At 44.4% G+C, this 22,797-nt stretch carries 24 protein-coding genes; 2 read left to right on the top strand and 22 right to left on the bottom strand.

Annotated features, from left to right (window positions below; translation table 11 throughout):
* Positions 1–63: 63 nt before the first annotated feature.
* Positions 64–753, top strand: a complete 690-nt coding sequence (locus MKX35_RS11985; RefSeq protein ID WP_076299522.1) for a helix-turn-helix domain-containing protein — start codon at positions 64–66, stop codon at positions 751–753.
* A 20-nt stretch (positions 754–773) separates the two neighbouring features.
* On the top strand, positions 774–1,628 hold the full coding sequence (locus MKX35_RS11980; RefSeq protein ID WP_081382881.1) for an IS3 family transposase: 855 nt from the start codon (positions 774–776) through the stop codon (positions 1,626–1,628).
* 365 nt (positions 1,629–1,993) lie between these two features.
* Here MKX35_RS11980 and MKX35_RS11975 read toward each other — a convergent pair whose 3' ends face one another.
* The 22 genes from MKX35_RS11975 to spoIIIAF form a co-directional block, all read right to left on the bottom strand.
* Positions 1,994–2,437, bottom strand: a complete 444-nt coding sequence (locus tag MKX35_RS11975; protein WP_076299521.1) for a stalk domain-containing protein — start codon at positions 2,435–2,437, stop codon at positions 1,994–1,996.
* Positions 2,438–2,497: 60 nt separating this feature from the next.
* A complete protein-coding gene (locus MKX35_RS11970) occupies positions 2,498–3,658 on the bottom strand; it encodes a YrpD family protein (protein WP_076141570.1) in 1,161 nt (386 codons plus the stop codon).
* Between the two features lie 735 nt (positions 3,659–4,393).
* Entirely contained in the window at positions 4,394–5,209 is an 816-nt protein-coding gene (spo0A, locus tag MKX35_RS11965) for a sporulation transcription factor Spo0A (RefSeq protein ID WP_042129795.1), read from the bottom strand.
* A gap of 199 nt (positions 5,210–5,408) precedes the next feature.
* Positions 5,409–6,521 (bottom strand): SpoIVB peptidase, encoded by a 1,113-nt coding sequence (gene spoIVB / locus MKX35_RS11960; protein ID WP_081382880.1) that lies wholly within the window; start codon positions 6,519–6,521, stop codon positions 5,409–5,411.
* 138 nt (positions 6,522–6,659) lie between these two features.
* Positions 6,660–8,387 carry a DNA repair protein RecN gene (gene recN / locus MKX35_RS11955; RefSeq protein WP_042190438.1) on the bottom strand — a complete coding sequence of 576 codons (1,728 nt, stop codon included), beginning with the start codon at positions 8,385–8,387 and terminating at the stop codon, positions 6,660–6,662.
* Positions 8,388–8,451: 64 nt separating this feature from the next.
* A complete protein-coding gene (gene ahrC, locus MKX35_RS11950; RefSeq protein WP_042190440.1) occupies positions 8,452–8,901 on the bottom strand; it encodes a transcriptional regulator AhrC/ArgR in 450 nt (149 codons plus the stop codon).
* A 148-nt stretch (positions 8,902–9,049) separates the two neighbouring features.
* Positions 9,050–9,415, bottom strand: a complete 366-nt coding sequence (locus MKX35_RS11945; RefSeq protein ID WP_262495691.1) for a hypothetical protein — start codon at positions 9,413–9,415, stop codon at positions 9,050–9,052.
* A gap of 219 nt (positions 9,416–9,634) precedes the next feature.
* A complete protein-coding gene (locus MKX35_RS11940) occupies positions 9,635–10,537 on the bottom strand; it encodes a TlyA family RNA methyltransferase (RefSeq protein ID WP_076284486.1) in 903 nt (300 codons plus the stop codon).
* Between the two features lie 46 nt (positions 10,538–10,583).
* Complete coding sequence (gene dxs, locus MKX35_RS11935; protein WP_076284485.1) at positions 10,584–12,488, bottom strand: 1-deoxy-D-xylulose-5-phosphate synthase; 1,905 nt, start codon at positions 12,486–12,488, stop codon at positions 10,584–10,586.
* A 99-nt stretch (positions 12,489–12,587) separates the two neighbouring features.
* Positions 12,588–13,535: a polyprenyl synthetase family protein gene (locus MKX35_RS11930; RefSeq protein WP_076299520.1), complete on the bottom strand. Its 948-nt coding sequence runs from the start codon at positions 13,533–13,535 to the stop codon at positions 12,588–12,590.
* A complete protein-coding gene (gene xseB, locus MKX35_RS11925; RefSeq protein WP_042129807.1) occupies positions 13,522–13,779 on the bottom strand; it encodes an exodeoxyribonuclease VII small subunit in 258 nt (85 codons plus the stop codon). Before xseB ends, MKX35_RS11930 begins: the two co-directional genes overlap by 14 nt.
* Complete coding sequence (gene xseA, locus MKX35_RS11920; protein WP_076299519.1) at positions 13,757–15,136, bottom strand: exodeoxyribonuclease VII large subunit; 1,380 nt, start codon at positions 15,134–15,136, stop codon at positions 13,757–13,759. Before xseA ends, xseB begins: the two co-directional genes overlap by 23 nt.
* A 12-nt stretch (positions 15,137–15,148) precedes the next feature.
* Entirely contained in the window at positions 15,149–16,006 is an 858-nt protein-coding gene (folD, locus tag MKX35_RS11915; protein ID WP_076299518.1) for a bifunctional methylenetetrahydrofolate dehydrogenase/methenyltetrahydrofolate cyclohydrolase FolD, read from the bottom strand.
* 145 nt (positions 16,007–16,151) lie between these two features.
* Entirely contained in the window at positions 16,152–16,604 is a 453-nt protein-coding gene (nusB, locus tag MKX35_RS11910; RefSeq protein ID WP_042190451.1) for a transcription antitermination factor NusB, read from the bottom strand.
* 298 nt (positions 16,605–16,902) lie between these two features.
* Positions 16,903–17,136, bottom strand: a complete 234-nt coding sequence (locus tag MKX35_RS11905) for a DUF2273 domain-containing protein (RefSeq protein ID WP_042190453.1) — start codon at positions 17,134–17,136, stop codon at positions 16,903–16,905.
* A gap of 15 nt (positions 17,137–17,151) precedes the next feature.
* Complete coding sequence (gene amaP / locus MKX35_RS11900; protein WP_042129814.1) at positions 17,152–17,691, bottom strand: alkaline shock response membrane anchor protein AmaP; 540 nt, start codon at positions 17,689–17,691, stop codon at positions 17,152–17,154.
* 74 nt (positions 17,692–17,765) lie between these two features.
* Positions 17,766–18,182, bottom strand: a complete 417-nt coding sequence (locus MKX35_RS11895) for an Asp23/Gls24 family envelope stress response protein (protein WP_042132343.1) — start codon at positions 18,180–18,182, stop codon at positions 17,766–17,768.
* Between the two features lie 114 nt (positions 18,183–18,296).
* Positions 18,297–19,640 (bottom strand): acetyl-CoA carboxylase biotin carboxylase subunit, encoded by a 1,344-nt coding sequence (accC, locus tag MKX35_RS11890; protein ID WP_042190455.1) that lies wholly within the window; start codon positions 19,638–19,640, stop codon positions 18,297–18,299.
* A 54-nt stretch (positions 19,641–19,694) separates the two neighbouring features.
* Positions 19,695–20,204 (bottom strand): acetyl-CoA carboxylase biotin carboxyl carrier protein, encoded by a 510-nt coding sequence (gene accB, locus MKX35_RS11885; RefSeq protein ID WP_076284481.1) that lies wholly within the window; start codon positions 20,202–20,204, stop codon positions 19,695–19,697.
* 147 nt (positions 20,205–20,351) lie between these two features.
* Entirely contained in the window at positions 20,352–21,272 is a 921-nt protein-coding gene (locus MKX35_RS11880) for a SpoIIIAH-like family protein (protein WP_076299517.1), read from the bottom strand.
* Positions 21,273–21,339: 67 nt separating this feature from the next.
* A complete protein-coding gene (gene spoIIIAG / locus MKX35_RS11875; RefSeq protein WP_042190462.1) occupies positions 21,340–21,981 on the bottom strand; it encodes a stage III sporulation protein AG in 642 nt (213 codons plus the stop codon).
* A gap of 40 nt (positions 21,982–22,021) precedes the next feature.
* Positions 22,022–22,783 carry a stage III sporulation protein AF gene (gene spoIIIAF / locus MKX35_RS11870; RefSeq protein WP_076299516.1) on the bottom strand — a complete coding sequence of 254 codons (762 nt, stop codon included), beginning with the start codon at positions 22,781–22,783 and terminating at the stop codon, positions 22,022–22,024.
* Positions 22,784–22,797 lie beyond the last annotated feature (14 nt).

The raw sequence follows: 22,797 nt of genomic DNA, 5'->3' as shown, positions 1-22,797 counted from the left end.
CCGTCATAGTAGACAGTAGAAAAAATAAAAACTTCTACTGCTTCAATGACGGGAGTTTTTCTAATGTCTAAAAGAAGTCCAGCATCTTTAGAAGTAAAATTACATGTCGTACGGCTGTGCCTTGAGCACAAGTCGAATCCAAACTATGAGGCAAAACAGCGAGGTCTTAGTTCGCACACGGTAAGAGAATGGATTAGGAAATATAAAGCAGATGGTTTAGACGGGTTAAAGGAATCGAGAACATGGAAAACATACTCAAAGGAATTCAAACTAGCTGTTGTTAACGAAGTATTGTCTGGTCGTTTCTCCGTTGAAGAGGCGACAAACAAGCATCATATTTCAAGTAGAAGTGTTTTGATCAAATGGATTACCAAGTATACTAATGAGATAGAATTAAAACCTACACATAAAGGAAAAGGACTATCTCATATGAACAAAGGACGTAAAACAACTTTCGAAGAACGTATTGAAATTGCACAATATACCATCGCTAATGAATTGGATTATCAGAAAGCGATTGAAAAGTACGGTGTATCTTATCAGCAAGTTTACGCATGGGTTCGGAAATATCAAGCTGGCCGTGAGGAAGCTCTTCAGGACAATCGAGGTCGTAAAAAGCCTGTAGAAGAACTAGAAGAGCATGAACGTCTTAAGCTACGGATTAAAGAGCTAGAAGCGCGAAATGAATACCTAGAGATGGAGAATGACTTCGCAAAAAAGTTGGTAGAGATCAAGCGACGAAATACACGCTAACCCTCGTTCGACAAGTAAACTTGTATCAAGCGATTCAAGAACTGAACAAAGAAAAAGGTCACGCAATTACGAAGTTGTGTGCGTTAGCTGGGGTTGCTCGATCTGCCTATTACAAGTGGTTAAAATGGAAACCCTCTTGCATAGAACTTGAAACTCGTGCGTTAGCGAAAGAAGTAAAGCTACGATATGACAAGCGAAAAGGGATTCTTGGCTACCATCAAATGCGCACGCAATTAAACCGAAAGCTCAAAAAGCAGTATAACAAAAAGCGTTATTACCGAATTATGTCTGCTCTTGGGCTTAAAGCAGTCATTCGCAGAAAACGAGCGAGTTATGTGAAAGCTATGGAGATCCATGTAGCTGAAAATGTAATGAACCGTAACTTTGATGCCAATTCTCCTAATTCAAAATGGTGTACAGATGTGACAGAACTGAAGTACGGGAATGGGCGCAAAGCCTATTTGAGCGCTATTATTGATGTATATGATAATTCCATTGTTTCATGGGTATTAAGCCATTCCAACAACAATAAACTCGTGATGGATACGTTGAAAAGGGCTTACGCGAAGAATCCTGGCGTATCTCCTCTTCTACAAAGCGACAGAGACTTCCAGTACACGTCTCATGAGTATAACCGACTTCATGTAAAGTACGGATTTAAGAAAAGCATGTCTCGTGTAAGCCGATGTTTGGACAACCAACCTATTGAGCGTTTTTGGGGTACATACAAGTCAGAAAGCTATTATCTTACAAAGTATGACACCTATGAAGATGTCCTCACAGAGGTTAGCCGATATATTCACTACTACAATAATTATCGCTACGTAGAATGTTTGGATGGCTTGTCACCTAACGAATACCGACGTGCTGCATAACGAAGATACCTCAGCTCTTGTATTACGAGCTGAGGTATCTAAACTAACTATTTTTGTTTTTTACACTGTCCACTTGACAGGGAGCACTTCAGATCTCAGTGTCTTTTTGCTGCATTGATTTGTTGATAGCTCTTGCCGCGGACAGTGGTTCACTTATCATTAGAAATCTATGCCAACATCCCCCTTATAGAATATTTGTTTTTGTATATGCATTATATACCGAGCATACGTTCTTTAAGCAGGAGATATTTTCTAACTAATCATTTTAAATTACTACCAAATTTATAATATAACGCAAATAATAAACGCCATTCCATATCAACGGTAGGCATTTATTATTTGATATTTATGATAATAAATAAAAACTACTTTGCAAAATCAATGTGAATCTTAGCATCATTCTCTGTTTTTTCCCAATTCACTTTTGCCCCCAATGCTTCAGAAATAAATCTCAGATTTACATAAAAGATATTACTCGTAGGTTCAAGTGATGGTGCTTGATTTAATACAACTTTTTCTCCATTTAATAATGCATCATAAGAATTATTTGTTAACACTATAACTTTATTATCTTTTGATGCTGTCACAGTTTTTGTGTTATTATCCCATTCAATCGACATTCCATACTTTTCAAAAATGGGTCGCATAGGGACAAGAGTTGTTCCAAGATAAGTGACATTTGCATAAATGTCTAACTTTTCATCATTAATGTAAATGACTGGCTTGCTGCGTGAAGCGTTTACGCCAGTCCCTCCTAGCATTAACGTAATAACAGATGTAAATAAGATTGCTTTAAAAACTACCTTCATACGATTCCTCCTTTAAATAATAATGGACAATAGACACAAAAGTATCTACTGTCCATTATTTTAATTGTAAATGTCACTATTTACAACAATTGTAATTACATTATTTCCACTGACAGTGACATTCGAATGATCGTTCAGTGGGCCTGATAATGCACTGCTAGAAATAGGTGTTCCGTCAACTTTGATATTAGAAAAAGTCGTTCTATTTTTTCCTGTATCAGTTTTAGACCAAACAGTTGATAACAGTTTCCATCTGCTTATTGAGGCAATATTCCAGCTTGCATTTGATTCCATTATTGTTATATTTGGTGTGTCTTGAAGAGAATAGCCCCCGAGTGTTGGACAAATAGATGTTCCATCAATTTTGATTCTTACTTTTCCATTATAATTGTACCAAAAATACATTAATGGAGCTGTGCCAGGTTTATAACCATTTTTTGTTTGTACTTGATTATAGCTAGGATCGAAAGTAGCGCTTTGATATTGATCCCAACCTGTATTTGTCTCACTTACATATGGACGATTTTTTTTCTTGAGAATTATTACTGGTTTCCATCCATAAGACGTAGCACTTGGCCCTAAATTATTATAAAGTTCCACACCCATGTCAGCTGCCCAAGAACCAATACCATCGGTAACAGTCGTAGTATATTCAAATCCACCATAGTTAAAAGCAATATGATTCGGTCTATCCAGACTCACTATATTACTGTCCGCTAATGGTAGTTGCATTAGTGCCATAAGATAGCTACCAGTAGTATTAACATTCATTCTACCGCCTACACCATCCCCAATAAATCCAGCTCTAGGAGCGACGTTAATACTGTTAGCCTCATTAAATTCATTAACATTTCCCGCTAGAAGACTTTCCACATTAGTATCTGTCTTATCTACTACCCATAATTCTGGGGCAGCATTAGCCGACTCTTCATAAAAATAAGTATATTGTTCATCGAAAGTAATGTAATCATAAGTAGTTTGGTCAGCACTTTTTGCAAAAGCTACTTTACTATCTCTTTCTTCTTCAACAGCATTTTTAGCAATTTGTAGTACGGCAGCAAGTTGATAATCGGCAACCTTTTGAGTCTCTTGATGCACCACATTAATCTCTGCCAACTCCAGACTTGAAGTTGGTAATGTGTCGTCAGCAAAAGCTGAAACAGGGAAAACCGCAAAACTTGAAATAAGAAGACTAGTTAATATTTTTTTACTATAATTCATATAATTACCTCCTTTTGGAATGAGATAATTGTATGTCACATCAGATAAATAAAATAGAATATATTCCCTTGTAATATTTTGTATTTTTGACTATAATAATGCGATTTTCGCTATATTATTTCATAATATATATTATTATCTAATAGTCAAAATATAAAACTCCTAAATTTTTTTCTTAATTCGCTATATAATAAAAGCCCAATTTCATCGTAAAGAAATCAGTGAAATCAGAGCTACTTTGCAGATTGCTTCGGGTGAAAACTCAGCAGATATTTTGAATCATTAAGTGGTTTTATCGCAATCTCGCTTCCTCTATAAGAAACAGTGCTTAAATAATCAATTAAACTCTTCTTACATATCCCCTTTTCTATCCTCTTACAGTTTTTATTTGTGAGATATTCTCAACAGGATTTTTAAATAATTCTCCTTATTCACATCATGCTGATTCTTTAAGAATTAACTTTAAAAATTGTTCATAAGAGTTAACGGTCTTACGTGATAAATTCTTGTTTTGACAATCTAAAAAGTCTTCTAAAAAAACTCCAAATCCGATAACTCCATACAAATCCTCCATCTCTTTTCCTACAAAAACAAAACCCAATAAACCAAAAAGGTTTATCGGGTGAGATGGAAAAAGTTTATCGGATTCAAAACAAGTCTATCGGTTTTTATATACTGTCTGTAAACACCTTCCAGCAACCCACAATCCCTTACCACGCACTGCCCCTAACCCTTTCAACTAACCTTATGCTCAATCCGCAGCTTGTCGGCTACCATGGCAATAAATTCCGAGTTAGTTGGCTTGGATTTGGAGATATTAATCGTATAGCCGAACAGATGGCTGATGCTGTCAATGTTGCCGCGGGTCCAGGCCACTTCAATTGCATGGCGAATCGCACGTTCAACGCGTGAAGGCGTGGTCTTGAATTTCTCTGCTATGGCTGGATAGAGTGTTTTTGTAATCGCACCAAGGATCTCGATATTGTTATATACCATGGTGATCGCTTCGCGCAGGTACTGATAGCCCTTGATATGTGCTGGAACACCGATTTCATGGATGATCGAGGTAATGTTAGCATCAAGATTCTTGCCCTTCGTAAGCGGCACTACATTCGATCTGGACGTCGACGAATAGTTGTACATGTTAGAGGATGAGCTCATGCTGCCTTGTACCCCTACAAGCTGACGTACACGATTTGCCAGGACCTCCATATCGAACGGTTTCAAAATATAATAGGATGCACCAAGCTGTACAGCTCTTTGAGTGATGTTCTCCTGACCAAAAGCGGTCAGCATGATGATCTTCGGTTGAGGATTCAGATCCATATCACGCAGACGTTCCAAGACACCCAGACCGTCTAAATGTGGCATGATGATATCAAGAATAAGGACATCGGGAACTTTGCGTGCTTCGCTTAGCATTTGAAGCACTTCTTCACCATTGTAGGCGATACCCGTTACTGTCATATCTTCTTGTTCAGAAATGTATTCGGAAAGCAAATTCGTAAACTCCCTGTTATCATCGGCCAACAACACTTCAATATTCTGCACTGGCTGCTTCCTCCTTAATTATATCTGCTATTCGAAAATAACATTTTTTTCTTGTCTCTTAACATTTTCGACATGGAGATTGAATTCCCTTCTGTCGAAAATTATTTTTCTTTATTTTTTTTCTGGCATGGATTATAATTAAATATTTTATTTCAAGTTTCGATGATCTTCGTATTCCTTCGACAAAAAAATCTTAAGGCTAAACCGCCTTAAGATTTAATGGATACCTATTCTCCTGTAGGGTTACACCAGAATCCTTAAGCATCCATTCGATGAAGCAACCGTAACCGGACTTAGGATCATTTACAAACACATGAGTTACAGCGCCGATGAGCCGTCCATTTTGAACGATTGGACTTCCGCTCATCCCCTGAACGATACCACCTGTCTTATCGATCAGTCGCGGATCTGTGATACGAATGACCATACCCTTTGTCGCCGGCGTCTGCTGATGTGCCACATGAATGATCTCAACCTTAAATCGTTCTACCTGCTGCCCATCTACAACGGTAAGAATTTCAGCTGGACCTTCCTTGACTTGGTTGCTCATTGCCACAGGAATAGGTTCTTTATAAAGACTATGCTCGGGATTACGACTCATTTTACCGAAGATTCCAAAATCTGTGTTACTCTCCACATTACCAAGCACTTGGCTTTCTTTTAAGAAATGGGCTCGTTTCTCACCCGGATCGCCATCCTGGCTTTTAGAAATCGAAGTTACACTGGACTGAACAATATGACCGCTGCCAACAACAATTGGTGTTCCTGTATTCATGTCCGTAATCACATGTCCTAAAGCTCCATAAACCCCCTGTTTCGGGGCATAAAAAGTTAACGTGCCGACACCCGCTGCAGAATCTCGAATGTACAGGCCTAACCTCCAGACTTTGTCATTAATATCATACGCGGGTTTCAGCTTGGCTGTATGCTCTTTCCCAGCGCGTTTAAAGACAATCGTCAGAGAATTATTCGCTTTTCCAGCACGATCCACAAGCTTGGCCACCTTAGATAACTCGTCCAACTTCTCTCCATCAATGGAGATCATCAAATCACCTGGCACCAAACCGCTGACCTCACCTGGGGAAAGCTTGGATTTCTCGGATACTTCAATCAGATGATGTCCAACAACCAGAACACCTGCTGATTTCACCTTTACTCCGATCGTTTGACCTCCCGGGATCACCTTCAGTTCCGGTTTCATTCCATGCGCAGTCACCTTGGCAGGTTCACTGTTCAGTGGTGCGGCAAAACTTTGGTGGGTTCCCGTTATGCCCGATAAACTAAGAAAGAAGGCAAATAAAAGGCCTGGCATTAACTTCCTGAGGTTAGGCTTCAATGGCTGTCACGCTCCCTTTTGCTTCTTTCGCTTGACGAAAAAGGTGGTCGCCAATTGCGTACCTATAAGATAACCTTGCCCCCAGGCTTTTATTACTGTCAATCATTGTTCCGCTTAGCTTGTTGCAGCCTTACTTGCCTCGGCCAAATTAAGCATTTCCTGCGAATGGTGCAATGTTTTTTCGGTAATTTCCACCCCACCCAGCATTCGGGCCAGCTCCATTACACGTCCATCATTCGAGAGTGATTCCACTTCCGTCATGGTTCTTCCGTCCTCAACCTTTTTGCGGATTAAGTACTGATGATCAGCCATACAAGCCACCTGCGGTAAGTGCGTAATGGAGAACACCTGACAAGTGGAGGACAGCTTATACAGTTTATCTGCAATGGATTGAGCAGCCCGACCACTCACACCGGTATCTACCTCATCAAAAATCAGAACTGGAATCGCATCATGACGCGCAAAAATACTCTTCATTGCCAACATAATTCGCGACAACTCACCACCCGAGGCAATTTTGCCAAGAGGTCTTAACGGCTCGCCAGGGTTAGGGGAAATCATAAATTCCGCACTGTCGATCCCTTGTCTTGTAAGACGAATACGCCGACCCTTATAATCAACTCCACGTGGGTCCTCCAACGTGTCTAATTTAACCTGTAGCGAAGTTCTTTCCATTTGAAGATCTTTAAGCTCACTCTCCACTTGCGTGGCTAAATCAGACGCACACAGCTTCCGTGCTTCACTTAATTCAGTAGCTGCATCCATCAATACAGACAGCAATGCATCGCGTTTGGTCGTCAGTTTCTCCAGATATTCATCTTTATTCTCAAGCAGATCGGTTTCCCGATGGATTTGTTCATAATAAGCCAAAATCTGTTCTACACTATCTCCGTATTTACGGCGGAGTCCGGTAATTAAATCGAGACGATTCTCGATTTCTTCGAGTCGCTGTGGATTGAATTCGATCTCTTCTCGGTAATCACGAAGCTGAAATGCAGCATCCTCTAGTTGATAATAAGAAGATTGCAGCTGCTCAAGCACGGATTTAAGACCCTTTTCATCATAACGAACCGCATCCTCGAGTCTGGAAATGACATTACCTATGGATTCTAAGCCTTGTCTATCGTAGAGAAGCTCATATGCACCGGATACGGAATCCATCATTTTCTCACTGTGGGATAGTTTGACCCGTTCTTCGGCAAGTAATTCATCTTCTCCCGGTTTTAATGCTGCAGATGAAATTTCTTCTAACTGAAAACGGTACAAATCAAGCATTTGATAAGCCTTTTGGCTGGATTCCTGCAGCTCTCGGAGCTCTTTCTCCACTTTTGCAAAGGCTGAATACTTTTCCTGATATACCGCTTTTAGCGGCCCGATAATGGGTTCTCCGTATGTATCTAAAAGTCCCAAATGTCGTTCTGCCTTCAATAAGTTTTGGTGTTCATGCTGTCCATGAATATTAACCAGCTGCTCGCCAATTTCACGTAGCATAGTAAGATTGACCATCTGTCCGTTTACACGTGATGTACTTTTACCCTGAGAGGTGAGTTCACGGCGTATTATAAGATGCTCCTCACGCTGAGCCTCAATGCCAAGACGCTCTAAAGTATCCCAGACGGGATGACCGCTTGGGAGGCTGAAGAGCGCTTCCATCTCTGCTTTTTCACAACCGTAACGAATAGAATCCGCGGAGCCGCGCCCTCCGGCAATCAGTCCAAGCGCATCAATAATAATGGATTTACCTGCCCCAGTCTCCCCTGTGAGCACATGGAAGCCAGGATAAAAATGCACATCTACCGCCTCAACGACGGCTAGATTGCGGATAGACAAGGTTTCTAACACTAATAGAGCACCTCCGAGAAGATGATAAGAATTTAATAGAATGAAATTAATACTTTCTTATAATTTAAGAAATGTAACCCATGATTTGTGAAATTACAGTCTTACTGTCCTCAGGCTGGCGGCAAATAATTAGAATGGTATCATCACCAGAGATGGTCCCCATAATTTGTGGCCAGTCAATATTATCAATCAAAGCAGCGACTGAGTTAGCCGTCCCCGGTAAGCATTTCATCACCACAAGATTAGCCGATGAATCGATCTGCACAAAATTATCCACCAAAACGCGCTTCAGCTTCTGTATGGGATTATACCGTTGGTCAGTTGGAAGCGAATATTTATATCTTCCATCATCCATAGGCACCTTGATGAGCAATAGCTCTTTAATATCTCGAGATACTGTAGCTTGAGTAACCTGAAAACCAGATTCACGCAAGGCTTCTACCAGCTCGTCCTGTGTCTCGATATCCTTTTGCGTAATAATCTCACGTATCTTAATATGTCGTTGACCCTTCATTGTTGCCTCCTAAAAGTTTTGTAAGCGACACTTCCAGATTAGCAGCGACAAAACTACATCGGAAGCATGGACTTAGTTTTGTAAGCGATGCTCCCCGAATTGCTTCGGCAAAACTACTTCGGAAGCATACACCTAGTTAAATATGGACTCAGTTTGATTCTCCGTCATCTCTGCCAAGCTTAATCACTTGAATAGATCCCGCTGCAGTATTAACATACAAAACTCCGCTACATTCCGGATAAATCAGCAAGTACGGAAGCAAGGTATCTCGTAAGCCACTGCCTGTGAAATCCAAAGGTTTGCGTGGTCTAGAAAGGATAACCAAATATATTGATCCTTCCTCTTTAGTCGCCACATAATCTATAAATAACCGGCTATACATCTGCGCCCCGTTTACGTTGAAGGACAACGGGATTTTGAGCTTCCCTCCAACGACCTCGTACCCTTCATCCTCTAGTATGTCTATAGATGGGTGAGGAATAATCACTTTATTAAACGGGATCTGATCCTTCATGAAAGAACGCGGAGAATTTTGCAGCCATATATATATCCGATAAATTATAAAAATCGATAATGCTACTCCAATAAACGCCATGACGACCTTGTCAGAGCTACCCGCCACTATCAATCACCTCGGTGATTTATTCGCGTGAAGCCATGCCAATTCCTTCTTCTAAGCTGCCTTTTTAGAAGCTTTCCAAATAATTGTTATTTTCCATATGGAAAAAGAAACTCACCGGCGCGATGAGTTTCCATGAGTCGAATTTACATTAAAAGTACCCGTAGCCTGCTTAATCACTTCATCCGCTAGGGATGGGAAATCCTCCACTGGAATGACTGATGATACAGCATCTGAAGGCTGTAATGTACCTTCTTCAGCTTCCGCCAATTCAGGTGTTAATCTCCATTGAGCAAGAAACTCAATATTGCCTTCCCCGCCTGTAATCGGTGAAAAAGTTAATCCCTGCAGCTGGTAACCTAGCTCTGCCGCCATGGTCAGTACATTAATTAATACCTCTTTATGAACAGCAGAATCACGAATTACACCTGATTTACCAACCTTCTCCCGTCCTGCCTCAAACTGCGGCTTGATCAGCGCAGCAATATCCGCCGGGCGCTTAAGCAAAGCTTTGAGCGGTGGAAGAATTATTTTTAAGGAGATAAATGAAACATCAATACTCGCAAAATCTGGAATCGGACCCACCAAATCTGGAGGCGTCATATATCGGAAATTCGTTCGTTCCATCACACTAACGCGTTCATCATTACGCAGCGACCAATCCAGCTGATTATAGCCAACATCAATCGCGTACACATGGCTTACTCCATTCTGAAGTGCACAATCCGTAAAGCCTCCAGTAGAAGCACCGATGTCCAGCATGGTCCGTCCCGTAAGATCAATATTAAATTGGCGTAGAGCCTTCTCCAGCTTTAGGCCCCCACGACTGACATAAGGATGCACAGAGCCTTTAACCTTAAGGGTAGCCTCCCGTGACACCTTCATACCAGCCTTTTCAATGCGTTCTTCATCCGCGAGCACCAGTCCTGCCATAATGGCTGCTTTAGCCTTCTCACGGCTTTCATAAAAACCTTGCTCAACAAGTAGTACATCTATCCGTTCTTTACGGTGTTCCATGGTCATCTCCCGATCGTTCAAAGGGTTGCTAATTTCCGGCTTCCATTTAGGAAGACGAAGTTGTTTTGTAGTTATAAGCACTCAAAGCCATCATGGACTTGATACGTGCACATAGCGCTTCTACAGTAAGACCTGTTTCCTGGCGCTGTTCTTTAATAGAGCCGTGCTCCACAAAGATGTCAGGTACACCCATCAGATGTACACGAGCGTCATAAATTTCATTCTCTGCGTAGAATTCTAATACCGAGCTGCCGAGGCTTCCCGCTTGGCAAGCCTCTTCAATAACAACCATATTGGTTCCAGCGTGAGCCAAATCAAGCAGCATGGAGTTGTCGAGTGGCTTCAGGAACCGCGCATTTACGACGCCTACCTGAATCCCTTCCCGCTTGAGTAAATCAGCGGCTTCTTCAGCCACTTGAACCATAGGTCCGCAGGCTACAACAGCATAACCTTCGCCTGTACGCAGTCGTTCCCATGATCCGATTGGAATAGTACGCAGCTCAGGATCCATTGCTACACCTGTACCGTTAATACGCGGATAGCGATAAGCAATCGGACCGTCATTATATTCAAGCGCCGTCTTCATCATATGACGCAGCTCATTTTCGTCTTTTGGCATCATCATCACCATATTCGGAATATGGCGCATAAAAGCAACATCGTACACACCCTGATGAGTCTCACCATCCGCACCTACAAACCCCGCGCGGTCAATGGCGAACATAACATTCGCGTTATGTCGGCAAATATCATGGACGATCTGATCATAGGCACGCTGCATGAAGGTAGAATACACCGCATATACCGGCTTCATCCCTTCCATAGCCAAAGCTGCACAAAGCGTAGCCGCATGTTGCTCAGCAATCCCGACATCAATCATACGATCGGGAAATTCCTTAGCAAAAGGAAATAAACCCGAGCCTCCTGGCATCGCAGGTGTAACAGCAATCAGACGGGAATCTTCCCGACCCAGTTCGATCAGCGTCTCGCCAAATACTTCCGTGTACATTGGAGGACCCACAGCTTTAAGCGCCTGACCCGACTCAATTTTGTATGGTGAAATGGCATGTGATTTATAGAAATCGGTCTCAGCGGGTTTGTAGCCCTTACCTTTAGTTGTTAGTACATGTACCAACACAGGTCCAGCCACGTTATCTGCTTGGTGGAAGGTGTCAATCATCTTCTCCAGATCATGTCCGTCTACAGGACCGAGATACGTAAAGCCGAGCTCTTCAAACAATACTCCAGGTACCATCATATATTTGAGACTATTCTTTAACTGTTCAGCAGTCTTTGCTAATCGTCCTCCGATGGCCGGAATCTTCTTAAGCAGCCCCTCTACTTCATCTTTGGCACGCAAATAGTGGCGATCTGAACGTATTTTGCTTAGATAATTATGCATCGCCCCTACATTAGGAGCAATTGACATTTCATTATCGTTCAAAATAACCATCAGCTTACGCTTCTCATGGCCAATATGGTTAAGTGCTTCAAACGCCATTCCACCAGTAAGAGCACCGTCACCAATCACGGCAATAACCTTATTGTCTTCACCCTTGAGATCGCGAGCCATCGCCATCCCCATTGCTGCCGATAATGAGGTACTGCTATGTCCAGCTTCCCATACATCATGCTCACTTTCGGAGCGCTTAACGAAGCCGCACAAGCCCTGATATTTACGCAGGGTATCGAAGCGGTCTTGACGACCAGTCAGGATCTTGTGAACATAAGCCTGGTGCCCAACGTCGTAAATCATTTTGTCACGAGGGCTGTTATAACAATAATGCAAAGCCAAAGTGAGCTCCACGACTCCTAGATTGGATCCGAGGTGCCCCCCAGTTGCTGTAAGCTTCTCAATCAGAAATCGACGAATTTCCTCCGCTAAGGTAGTTAATTCATCGACTGACAATGATTTTAGTTGCTTAGGATCATTTATTTGTGGAAGCAGCACGTATAGTTCCCCGCTTTCCTAGATGTTGTAAATTATATAAAACCCATTATAACACAAACGAAACGGCTGTCGAAATACAGCCGTTTCGAAAGTTCATAATTAGTGATCACGTGCCATTAAGTAATCTGCAATTTCCAGCAGGCGCTGGCTGTCATGAAAGCCACCGTTCAGAACAGCATTTCGGGCTGTTTCTGTAAGCTGCTTCACTTCTTCTCGCGATGCTTCGAGGCCGATAAAATAAGGATAGGTTACTTTATGCTGCTTAACATCACTGCCTGTTTTTTTGCCAAGTTTACCTTCGTCTCCAATCAAATCCAGAATGTCATCCTGGATTTGAAAAGCGAGTCCAATGGCTGTTCCGAATTTATGCAAAGCCTCAAGCTGCTGCTCGTTAGCACCTGCAATACGACCGCCAGCTAATAGCGAAAAGATAATCAAATCTCCTGTCTTATGCAGATGAATGTACTTTAGCTGTGCAAGATCGGTTAGACCCTGCTCGCCTTCCATATCTGCAATCTGACCGCCAACCATACCACGAGGACCTGCCATTTCCGCCAAATCCTCCACGATGGATAGTACACTTTCCGCAGGGACGCCAAATTTACGCGAGGCTTGTACCACACTGTAGAAAGCATGGGTCAGAAGGGCATCACCCGCAAGAATAGCGGTCGCTTCGCCAAAGACTTTATGATTCGTCAGCTTCCCGCGCCGATAATCATCATTATCCATGGCAGGCAAATCATCATGAACTAACGAGTAGGTATGTACCATCTCTATAGCAGCAGCGACAGGCAGGGCAGCCTCTCGACTTCCTCCCAGTGCTTCACATGCGATAATCACCAGCAGTGGTCGGAGGCGTTTGCCCCCAGCCATAAGTGAATACTTCATGGCTTGCTGTAAATTCTCTGGAACCATCCATTGCGTGGGGAGAATAACCTCTAGTTCATGTGAGACTAGATCGCTTAAGGACGCGATGTAATCCTCCAGTGGCTGACGCACTGTTTCTCCTTCAGCGTTTCTCTCAAGCTCATGCTCAAAGCGAGTCATCGGCGTCCCCTTCCAGACGTGCACCAAACGGCTTCTTACGCAGTTCTCCGTCCTCTAGGGTAATCATTTCGATCTTACGCTCTACCTGCTCAAGCTTGCTGCCGCAAAGCTGAGATAACTTCATACCTTGCTGAAATAAATCGATGGCCTTCTCCAGGGGAACGTCGCCGTGTTCAAGCTCACGTACGATTTCCTCCAGCCGGTCCATGGCGCCTTCAAAATCAAGTTCCGCTTCCTTCGTCATCGTCTTTGCCATCCTCCTTCATTCCCCATACCTGGCAGTTCAGCTGTCCGTCATTCATCTTTATCACTACAAGATCGCCAAGCTGTACTTCGGTCAGCGATTTGATTAAATGTTCTTCTGCTTCGTCATAGACTAAGCTGTAGCCTCTCGACATAACTTTAAGAGGGCTCAGTGCATCCAGATGACGAATCTCCGCTATATAGCGAGCTCGCTTCTCCTGCAGGCGGGCCTGCATAGCACCCATCAGCTCACGGCGCATGCTTTCGGTGCGCTGACGCGCAGCGGCAACACTGCCGTGCGGATGGAACCGCTGCAGACTATGATGCAGCACAGCTTTGCGCTCGCGGGAACGGCTGAGCCGTGCATCCGCTGAGCGCTGGAGCCGCTCACGCAGCTGATCCAGCCGCTGCGTGTGCTGCATCAGCGAGCGGCGCGGGCCTGCCAGCGCCAGCGAGCGTTCCAGCCCCGCGTGACGCTCGCGTCCGCGCTGGGCGCGTCTTTGCAGCGCTTGGCGCAGCCGCTGCTGTTGCTGGCGAAGCTGCGCAGCTAGCTCGCCGGCGTGTGGCACGGCCAGCTCCGCGGCCGCTGTGGGCGTAGCCGCGCGGAGGTCGGCGGCGAAATCGGCAATCGTGAAATCGGTCTCGTGGCCAACGGCCGAGATGACCGGAATCCTCGATGCCGATATCGCTCGCGCGACTTCCTCCTCGTTAAACGCCCACAGCTCCTCGAGCGAACCGCCGCCGCGGCCGACGATAAGCACGTCGGCCTCACCCATGCGGTTCAGCGCTCCAATCGCTTTCACGATCGAAGGCGCGGCGCCTTTGCCTTGCACCAGTACGGGATAGATCACAATAGCCACCTGCGGAAACCGCCGCTGGAGTGTAATCACGATATCCCGCACAGCTGCCCCCGTTGGCGAAGTAATCACGCCAATGCACTTTGGAAAGCGAGGCAAAGGACGTTTACGCGCTTCTGCAAACAGCCCCTCTTGCTCAAGCTTGCTCTTCAGCTGCTCATAGGCTAAATATAGACTACCAATTCCATCAGGCTGCATGTGTGTGGCATAGAACTGGTACTGCCCGTCCCGTTCATATACGGTCACATTACCTCTAGCAATTACCCGAGCACCTTCCTTCGGAATAAAGGGTAGGCGCTGGTTATGAGAAGCAAACATAATCGCCTTGATCCGACTGCTCTCATCCTTTAGCGTGAAATACATATGACCGCTACCATGATGCGTAAAGTTGGAAATCTCTCCGCGAATCCATACATCCGAAAGTAAATTATCCGAGTCTAGCTTCATGCGGATGTAACGGTTGAGTTCTTTTATCGAATAGACCTGCCGCTCTGCCGCCATGAATTCCTACCCCTATTCCAAGCCGTGACGGCGCTTAGCCGCAATCAGCGTGTTGCTCATCAGCATTGTAATTGTCATCGGTCCAACCCCACCCGGAACAGGTGTGATGTATCCGGCAACTTCTTTTGCACTATCATAATCAACGTCACCCGCAAGCTTACCGTTATCCAAACGGTTCATACCCACATCAATGACAACAGCACCCGGTTTCACGTAAGAAGCGTCAATGAAATTCGCGCGTCCGATCGCAACAACTAGAATATCTGCTTGACGGCTAATTTCTTGCATATTAGCTGTACGGGAATGGCACATCGTCACAGTAGCATTCTCACGTTGCAATAACAAAGACACTGGCTTACCTACAATATTACTGCGGCCAATGACCACAGCATGTTTACCAGCCATTCCTGTTCCTGTACGTTTGATTAGTTCAATTACACCTGCAGGTGTACAAGGAAGCAGACTGTCAGCACCAATCACTAGGTTACCTACATTTACAGGGTGGAAGCCGTCAACGTCTTTCTCCACGGAGATCGCATCAATAACAGCTTTTTCCTCAATATGCTTAGGCAATGGAAGTTGAACTAGAATCCCATCAATATCATCGCGTCCATTAAGCTGCTCTACGAGAGCCAGCAATTCTTCTTGAGTAGTAGACTCATCCAGTTTATGCACTTCCGAATGGAAACCAAGGCTGATACAAGATTTTTCCTTGTTGCGAACATAAACTTGTGATCCTGGATCTTCACCTACTAGAATTACTGCCAGACCGGGCTTCACGCCACGTTTCGCCAGTTCAGCAACCTCCTGGGCAATACCAATACGAATTTCCTCAGATACTTGTTTACCACTGATGATTGCTGCTGTCATGATAGTCTCTCCCCTTTTATATACTTTACTATTGTACAAGCATAAACGCCTTCGGCGTCCTTATGTGGACGGTAAGCGTTTATGCGAGAAATATAAAACATAAAGAATAGGTGAATAACTTATACTTGCTTATATTTTTTAAAAATTAAGAATGGTCAGCTTTAATTGTATCGATCTCCTGGATCATCTTACCAAGCACACCGTTTACAAACTTACCGGAATCATCCGTTCCAAAATGCTTGGCCAAATCTATAGCCTCATTCACAGCAACCTTAGCCGGAACATCATTCGCGAACACCATTTCATACGCCGCAAGACGTAAAATTTGACGATCCACACGTGACAGACGGCTCATTTGCCAGCCTTTCAAGTAATGCTCAAGCATATCGTCAATTGCAACCTTGTGCTCCCACACACCGTTTACATGCTCCACCACATAGTGCTTAAGCTGAATTTCGTCCGTAATTACACGCTCTGTTTCATTCTCCTCTGAAGCTTCCTCCAGCAGCATTTCCACAGCTTCCGCGCTCTCTACATCGTTCATTTCCATCTGATACAGGCTTTGGACAATAATCTCTCTCGCTATACGTCTTTTCATGTGTTCCTCCTAAAATCTTATATCGCATTAACATCTTTACTCAAACTTCTATAACGTCGGGCAACCATAAATATAACTTCACACCTCAAGTGTGATAATAATTCAGACTTTAATCACATCGCCTATAATTATTTTAAGCCCAAATCCTTCGAATTCTATCCCTAATCCTTAGAGGATTATTGTCCGATGTCCGTTAAAGATATCTTTCACAATTAAAAAAACCGCAAAGTCTTTCTTCCAGGGGCATTGGACAACACAAACTTACGGCTTCCTGCTCCGGGAAAAAGACTATCGCGGTTCACTTGAAGGGACGCCAGCGTCCGGATAGACGCGTAATCAGCTCCTGCCACTGAAACAGGGGAGCCTCTGCGTTATCCTTTCTTTTGCCGAACGTATATCCGATGAACACTACCAGTGCAAAGAACAACATATCCCAAAAACCGCAAATTAAATATATCAAACCTAGACCAATGCCGAAAGTCACTCCGGCGATTCTACCCCCGTGACTTTCCCATACTTCTTTCCAAGACATAAGGGAAATTCACCTCTATTCCACTCGACTTTTGAAGCTTGGAGACTGCGTGAGGTTAGCAATGTATACAGACACATCAGCAACCGGAATACCGGTTGTCTCCTGCACAAAATCATGCACCTGACGTTGCACTTCTGTGGTTAGTAGCGGCAATGAATGTTCACCATCCACTACTGCGCGAATTGTAATTTCAAGGCCCGCCTGAGAAACGCGAATACGCGATTTGAGATCTCTGATTCCCTTCACTTTACCGGCAGCCTTCAGACTCAGATTCTCAATGGTCTCCACTGAAATCTGGATATCCCCATACTCTGTACGCTGATCAACAGAAGGTAAAGAAGCGCGATCACGACGCAAAGAGATGTAGAAAAATCGGATGCTCAGAAGGAACAAGACAACTGCTACTACAATTGCAGTAATATAAGCTGCTGGTCCATTCTCAATCTCCAAAGTTTTAGGAATAGCACCGCTCAAGAGGAGGATGGCAATAACAGATAATATTCCGATACTTAAGCTGTAGACAAACAGCAAAAGTCTGTCCAAAATTTTTGCCACGAGTCTCATAACCTCCTTAAATTAGAGTAAACCCTCGACTTTACTGTCGGGGGTTTATGGAAGAACGACGACTGTTATTTCACGCGAAGAACCGTTTCAGCTTCCTCGTTCTTGTCTACAGTGTTGTTGTTCTTGAATTGTACATCATGAATATGCACATTCACTTCCACAACAGTCAGACCAGTCATAGTCTCGATGGAACGCTTAACATTACGCTGAATTTCAGCAGCCACTTCAGGAAGACGGTTACCATATTCAATGATTACAGAAACATCCACTGCAGCTTCGCGTTGTCCAACCTCTACTTTAACTCCTTTAGACAAGTTCTTACGTCCGAGAAGCTCAACAATACCACCGGCGAAACCACCGCTCATGCCAGCTACACCTTTAACCTCAACGGTCGCTAAACCTGCGATCACCTCGATCACTTCAGGAGCAATCTGGATCTCACCGATTTCTGTCCGTTCGTATTCTGTCGGCAATGTACTCATTTTAGACTTCACACCTTTCAACAAAGATTCTCATAAATTCAAGCGTAAAGCACGTCTCTTATTAAACATACTATATCATTTGACGAACTTTATGACAAACAAAGCGAAGTCGTCCTAAATTTCATACTCTTCCAGAAACTTGATGTCAAAATTACCATCCAGAAATACAGGATGCTCCAACAGTTTCTGATGGAAAGGGATCGTAGTATGGATTCCCTCCACGGCAAATTCAGCCAAGGCGCGCTTCATCTTTGCAATCGCTTCCTGACGTGTGGGTGCCCATACAATCAGCTTTGCAATCATAGAATCATAGAAAGGGGAAATCGTATAACCAGGGTACGCCGCACTGTCTACACGAACACCGAGACCTCCAGGCGGCAAATAAAAGCCGATTTTACCTGGTGAAGGCATAAAATTACGTTCTGGATCTTCCGCATTGATACGGCATTCAATCGACCAGCCATTAATCACGATATCTTCCTGTGTAAATGACAAAGGATTTCCTTCTGCAACCGAAATCATTTCCTTGATCAAATCCACACCCGTAACCATTTCCGTTACCGGATGCTCTACCTGAATACGAGTATTCATCTCCATGAAGTAGAACTGTCCATCCGGTCCAAGCAAGAATTCAAGCGTTCCCGCTCCCGAATAATTCACAGCGAGTGCTGCACGAACTGCTGCATTCCCCATCGCTTCACGGATATCCGGTGTAAGTACAGAACAAGGTGCCTCTTCAATCAGCTTTTGGCGACGACGCTGTACGGAACAGTCGCGTTCACCTAAATGCACTACATTACCATGCTTATCTGCAATAATTTGAATCTCTACGTGCTTCATACCTGTAAGGTACTTTTCCAAATATACACCAGCGTTGCCGAACGCCTTCTGCGCTTCCTGTTGTGCAGCAGTAATCTGCTTCACCAATGATTCCTCGTCCTCAGCAATCCGAATGCCCTTACCCCCGCCACCTGCGGTAGCCTTAATGATAATCGGGTATCCGATATCACGACCCAGCATGACGGCTTCCTCAACATCACCTACAAGGCCATCTGAGCCCGGGATGATCGGAACTCCAGCCAGCTTCATGGTTTCCTTCGCCACAGCTTTATCACCCATACGGTTGATTGCATCTGGAGATGGCCCAATGAAGATAATATTGCAAGATTCACAAATTTCTGCAAAATCTGCATTCTCAGCTAAAAATCCATAACCAGGATGGATGGCATCACATTCTGTTAAGGTGGCTACACTCATAATATTTGTAAAGTTCAGATAGCTGTCCTTGGACGGCATCGGACCGATGCAGTAAGCTTCATCAGCCAACCGGACATGCAGTGAATCCCGGTCGGGTTCCGAATAGACCGCGACGGTGGAAATGCCCAGTTCTCGGCAGGCCCTAATAATGCGGACCGCGATTTCGCCGCGGTTGGCAATCAACACTTTTTGAATGTTCATGCGTTTCCTCCCAAAGTTTTGCGAAGCTTCCGCTCCATAAGTAATCTGCGGTATTTATTCCGGTTTAACCAAGAATAGTGGTTGACCGTATTCTACAAGCTGACCATTCTCAGCCAGTACGGACACGATTTCACCTTTAATCTCCGCTTCCAGCTCATTCATCAGCTTCATCGCTTCGATAATGCATACCGTTGTTTTCTCACCAACACGGTCTCCAACATTAACGAACGATGGCATTTCCGGAGAAGCGGCACTATAAAATGTTCCCACCATTGGAGATACAATTTTATGTAGATTGCCTTCTGCGACGGCTTGTGGCTGCTGCGCTGGAGGAACCTCACTGATTACTGGATAGGACACTTGCTGCACGCTCTGCGGCTGCGGGGCAGGCGTAAAGGGATAGGCATTATAAGGAGTCGCCAGTACTGCTGTTCCATCAGCTTCAGGGCGATCCGGTTTGCGAATTGCAAGCTTCATTCCTTCGCTTTCGATCTCCAACTCATGTACAGAGGAGGTCTGGTCCAGCAATTTAATTAATTCCTTAATTTCGCTCAACTTGAACATACATTAGTTCACTCCTTCAGCTTTCTCTCGAAGCCACTTCTTAAGCGGACAAGATAACTTTATGTATTATATCATAAACGCTAGAAATGGAAAGAGCCCGGGAGAACCCGAGCTCTTTCGTCATTTTTCCTATAATTTCACGTCTTATTATTTCTCGGAAACGTATTGAACACTAACTTTATCCTGAGACACACTCAGTTCCTTCATTACGAGATCAACGATGCTAACCGCTTGTTTTACATCCAGCTTGTCACTCAGTACGACTACTTTATAGCTGTCCCCAGCTTCTTCCTTCACGATGGCTTCCCCATATTTTTGTTGAAGCTGTTCTTCGATGCCCGTAATTTTAGATTCTTTTTCTTCAAGGTTAAGGAGCTGTTCTTGAGCAACTGCATTATCAGCAGGCGTCTTCTCCATATTGTTAATCAAAGCCAGTAAGTCTTGTTGGCTCTTTAGATTCTTTTGCTCACGTTCATACAGGTAGTTAGTGAACATGCTGCTCGCCGATACACTTTGTGAAGCTACTTCATCCAGGATTTCTTTATCATTCTTAGCAGGGGTTTTGGATGTTGTAGTAGCCGCTGTATCCTTAGCTGCCGTATCCTTAGTTGCTGTATCCTTAGCTGCTGTGTCCTTAGCTGCTGTGTCCTTAGCTGCCGTGTCAGAAGTTTTACTGGAGTCTTTTGCAGCAGTGTCCGTCGAAGCTTTCTCAGAGTTATCGCTGTCTGCTGCAGCTTTACTGCTATCATCCTTAACCGCTGTAGTTGCACTGTCATCAGTAGTTGCAGTAGCTGCACTATCGTCAGTGGCTGTAGCGTTATCTACAACGCCTCCATCAGCAACAACATCTCCTTGATTGACCACTTCGTTCACAACGATACCTTTGTCGCCAACCGTTGGTAATGCTGCGTTTGCTGTATCTTTTTTCAAGGAGTCTACCTGCATAGTTCCTGCTGTGTCTTTTGGAACCGATGCACCTGAATCTTCAGTAAATAAATAGTATGCCGAGAGTACAACCATCAAACTGAGCATAGAAACCAACCATATTGTTTGTCTTTTGCCGTTCATTCTTAATTCCTCCTAAAATTTAATCTAGTGGCTGCTTCGGAAGCACTCACTTCTTGACTTTCTCCTGCTACTCTTGTTTGCGTGGTACTACTGAAATCCGCTGAATTGGGACATTCAAGCCTTTTTCGATAGCCTGCTCGATAAGTCCACGAACGACTTTGTTCTCTGCACCTTTGGCAACTACCAGTACGCCGCGTACCTGAGGCTTAATCCGCTTCGTCACAATAGGTGTTTCATCACCCGATTGCGAGTAGGTTACGATTTCGCCATCCCTCGTATATTGTGTCGTGTGACGTTTTCCACCACTGGCATCCGTCTCCTCACTAAGCTGCTGGGAGTCGTTCATATTTCGCACCACGACAATTTCTTCCGTGGATTCCACAGTGACCATGATATCAACGGTACCGACACCAACGATTTTTTCCAAAATCTCCTTCGTCCGGTTCTCCAGTGTCTGTTCAATACTCTCGAACGAGTTAGTAGCTCCAGGATCACTCTGTACCAGCGCCGTTTGGGAGGACTGATTCAGCGGTGGCTCACGCCCCGTATTCTCGTTATCAATCTTCTTCACATTGACGAAGGAATTAAACAGCATAATCGCTGCACCCAGCAGACCCAGAATGATTAGCCAGCGGAAAGTATGACTTCTCTTCGGACTGCCAGCCCCACCCCCAGCCCATTGCTCCAGCTTTTTCAGCCAATTGCCCACTCCTATCCCTCCTAACATTGATAGTTTAGAAGCTACAGACTCATAACTTGACGTTATTCACAACGCCGCCATCTACTTGGATTACTTTGGGATCCAAATCCCATTTTTGTTCCAACAGATTTACGATGGACTCCGTTTCACTTGAAGGCGTGTTATTTTCTGTTACATTTCCGTTCACTGCTTTGGGCTCATCTGCAGAAGCTGATCCATTCTCTGGATTCGTACCGATCTTTACTTCTACAGGCTCTACAGGAGCGATTGCAATCGGCGGAGCAGCAGCTGCGCTGGAAGTACCGGAAGCCCCTATGGAATTAGCTGTTGCTTGGGACATTGAGACCTTCACTGCGGAGATGACAGGAATATCTTCATTACCAGAGCCGCCGGATTTCCCCATACCGAGCGTTACAGTGACATTAACCCCGCGTTTGCCGGTCTCGCTGATGATCTGCTCCCTCATTTGCTCAGCAACCTCTTCTGCGGCCAGTTTTAGACTTTGATCCTGTCGCCCTTGCGCAAGCTTTTGACCATCTGCCAGAATCTTTTCCAAAGAGGGATCTCCACTTCCCCCTCCTGTGAAAAAGCCTCCCTCTTTCTCCTGACGCCCCATGGCTATACTCAGCTCGGCTATTGCGTCACCTTTAAGGAGAGAAACGATCGGGCTAAGCATGGTAAGTAAGATCAGGAGGCTCAGAACCAGCCTTGCATAACGCTCCATGGATTTGCTTGGGAGCAGTAATTCAACGAATGATGCTAGCAGCACGACAAGTATGATCTCTCGTAGCCAATCGCCCAACCAGCTCATCGTTTCCCTCCTAA

The sequence above is a fragment of the Paenibacillus sp. FSL R5-0923 genome, assembly GCF_038009145.1.
Taxonomy (GTDB): Bacteria; Bacillota; Bacilli; order Paenibacillales; family Paenibacillaceae; genus Paenibacillus_AQ.
This window is presented reverse-complemented; position numbering and strand designations above follow the sequence as displayed.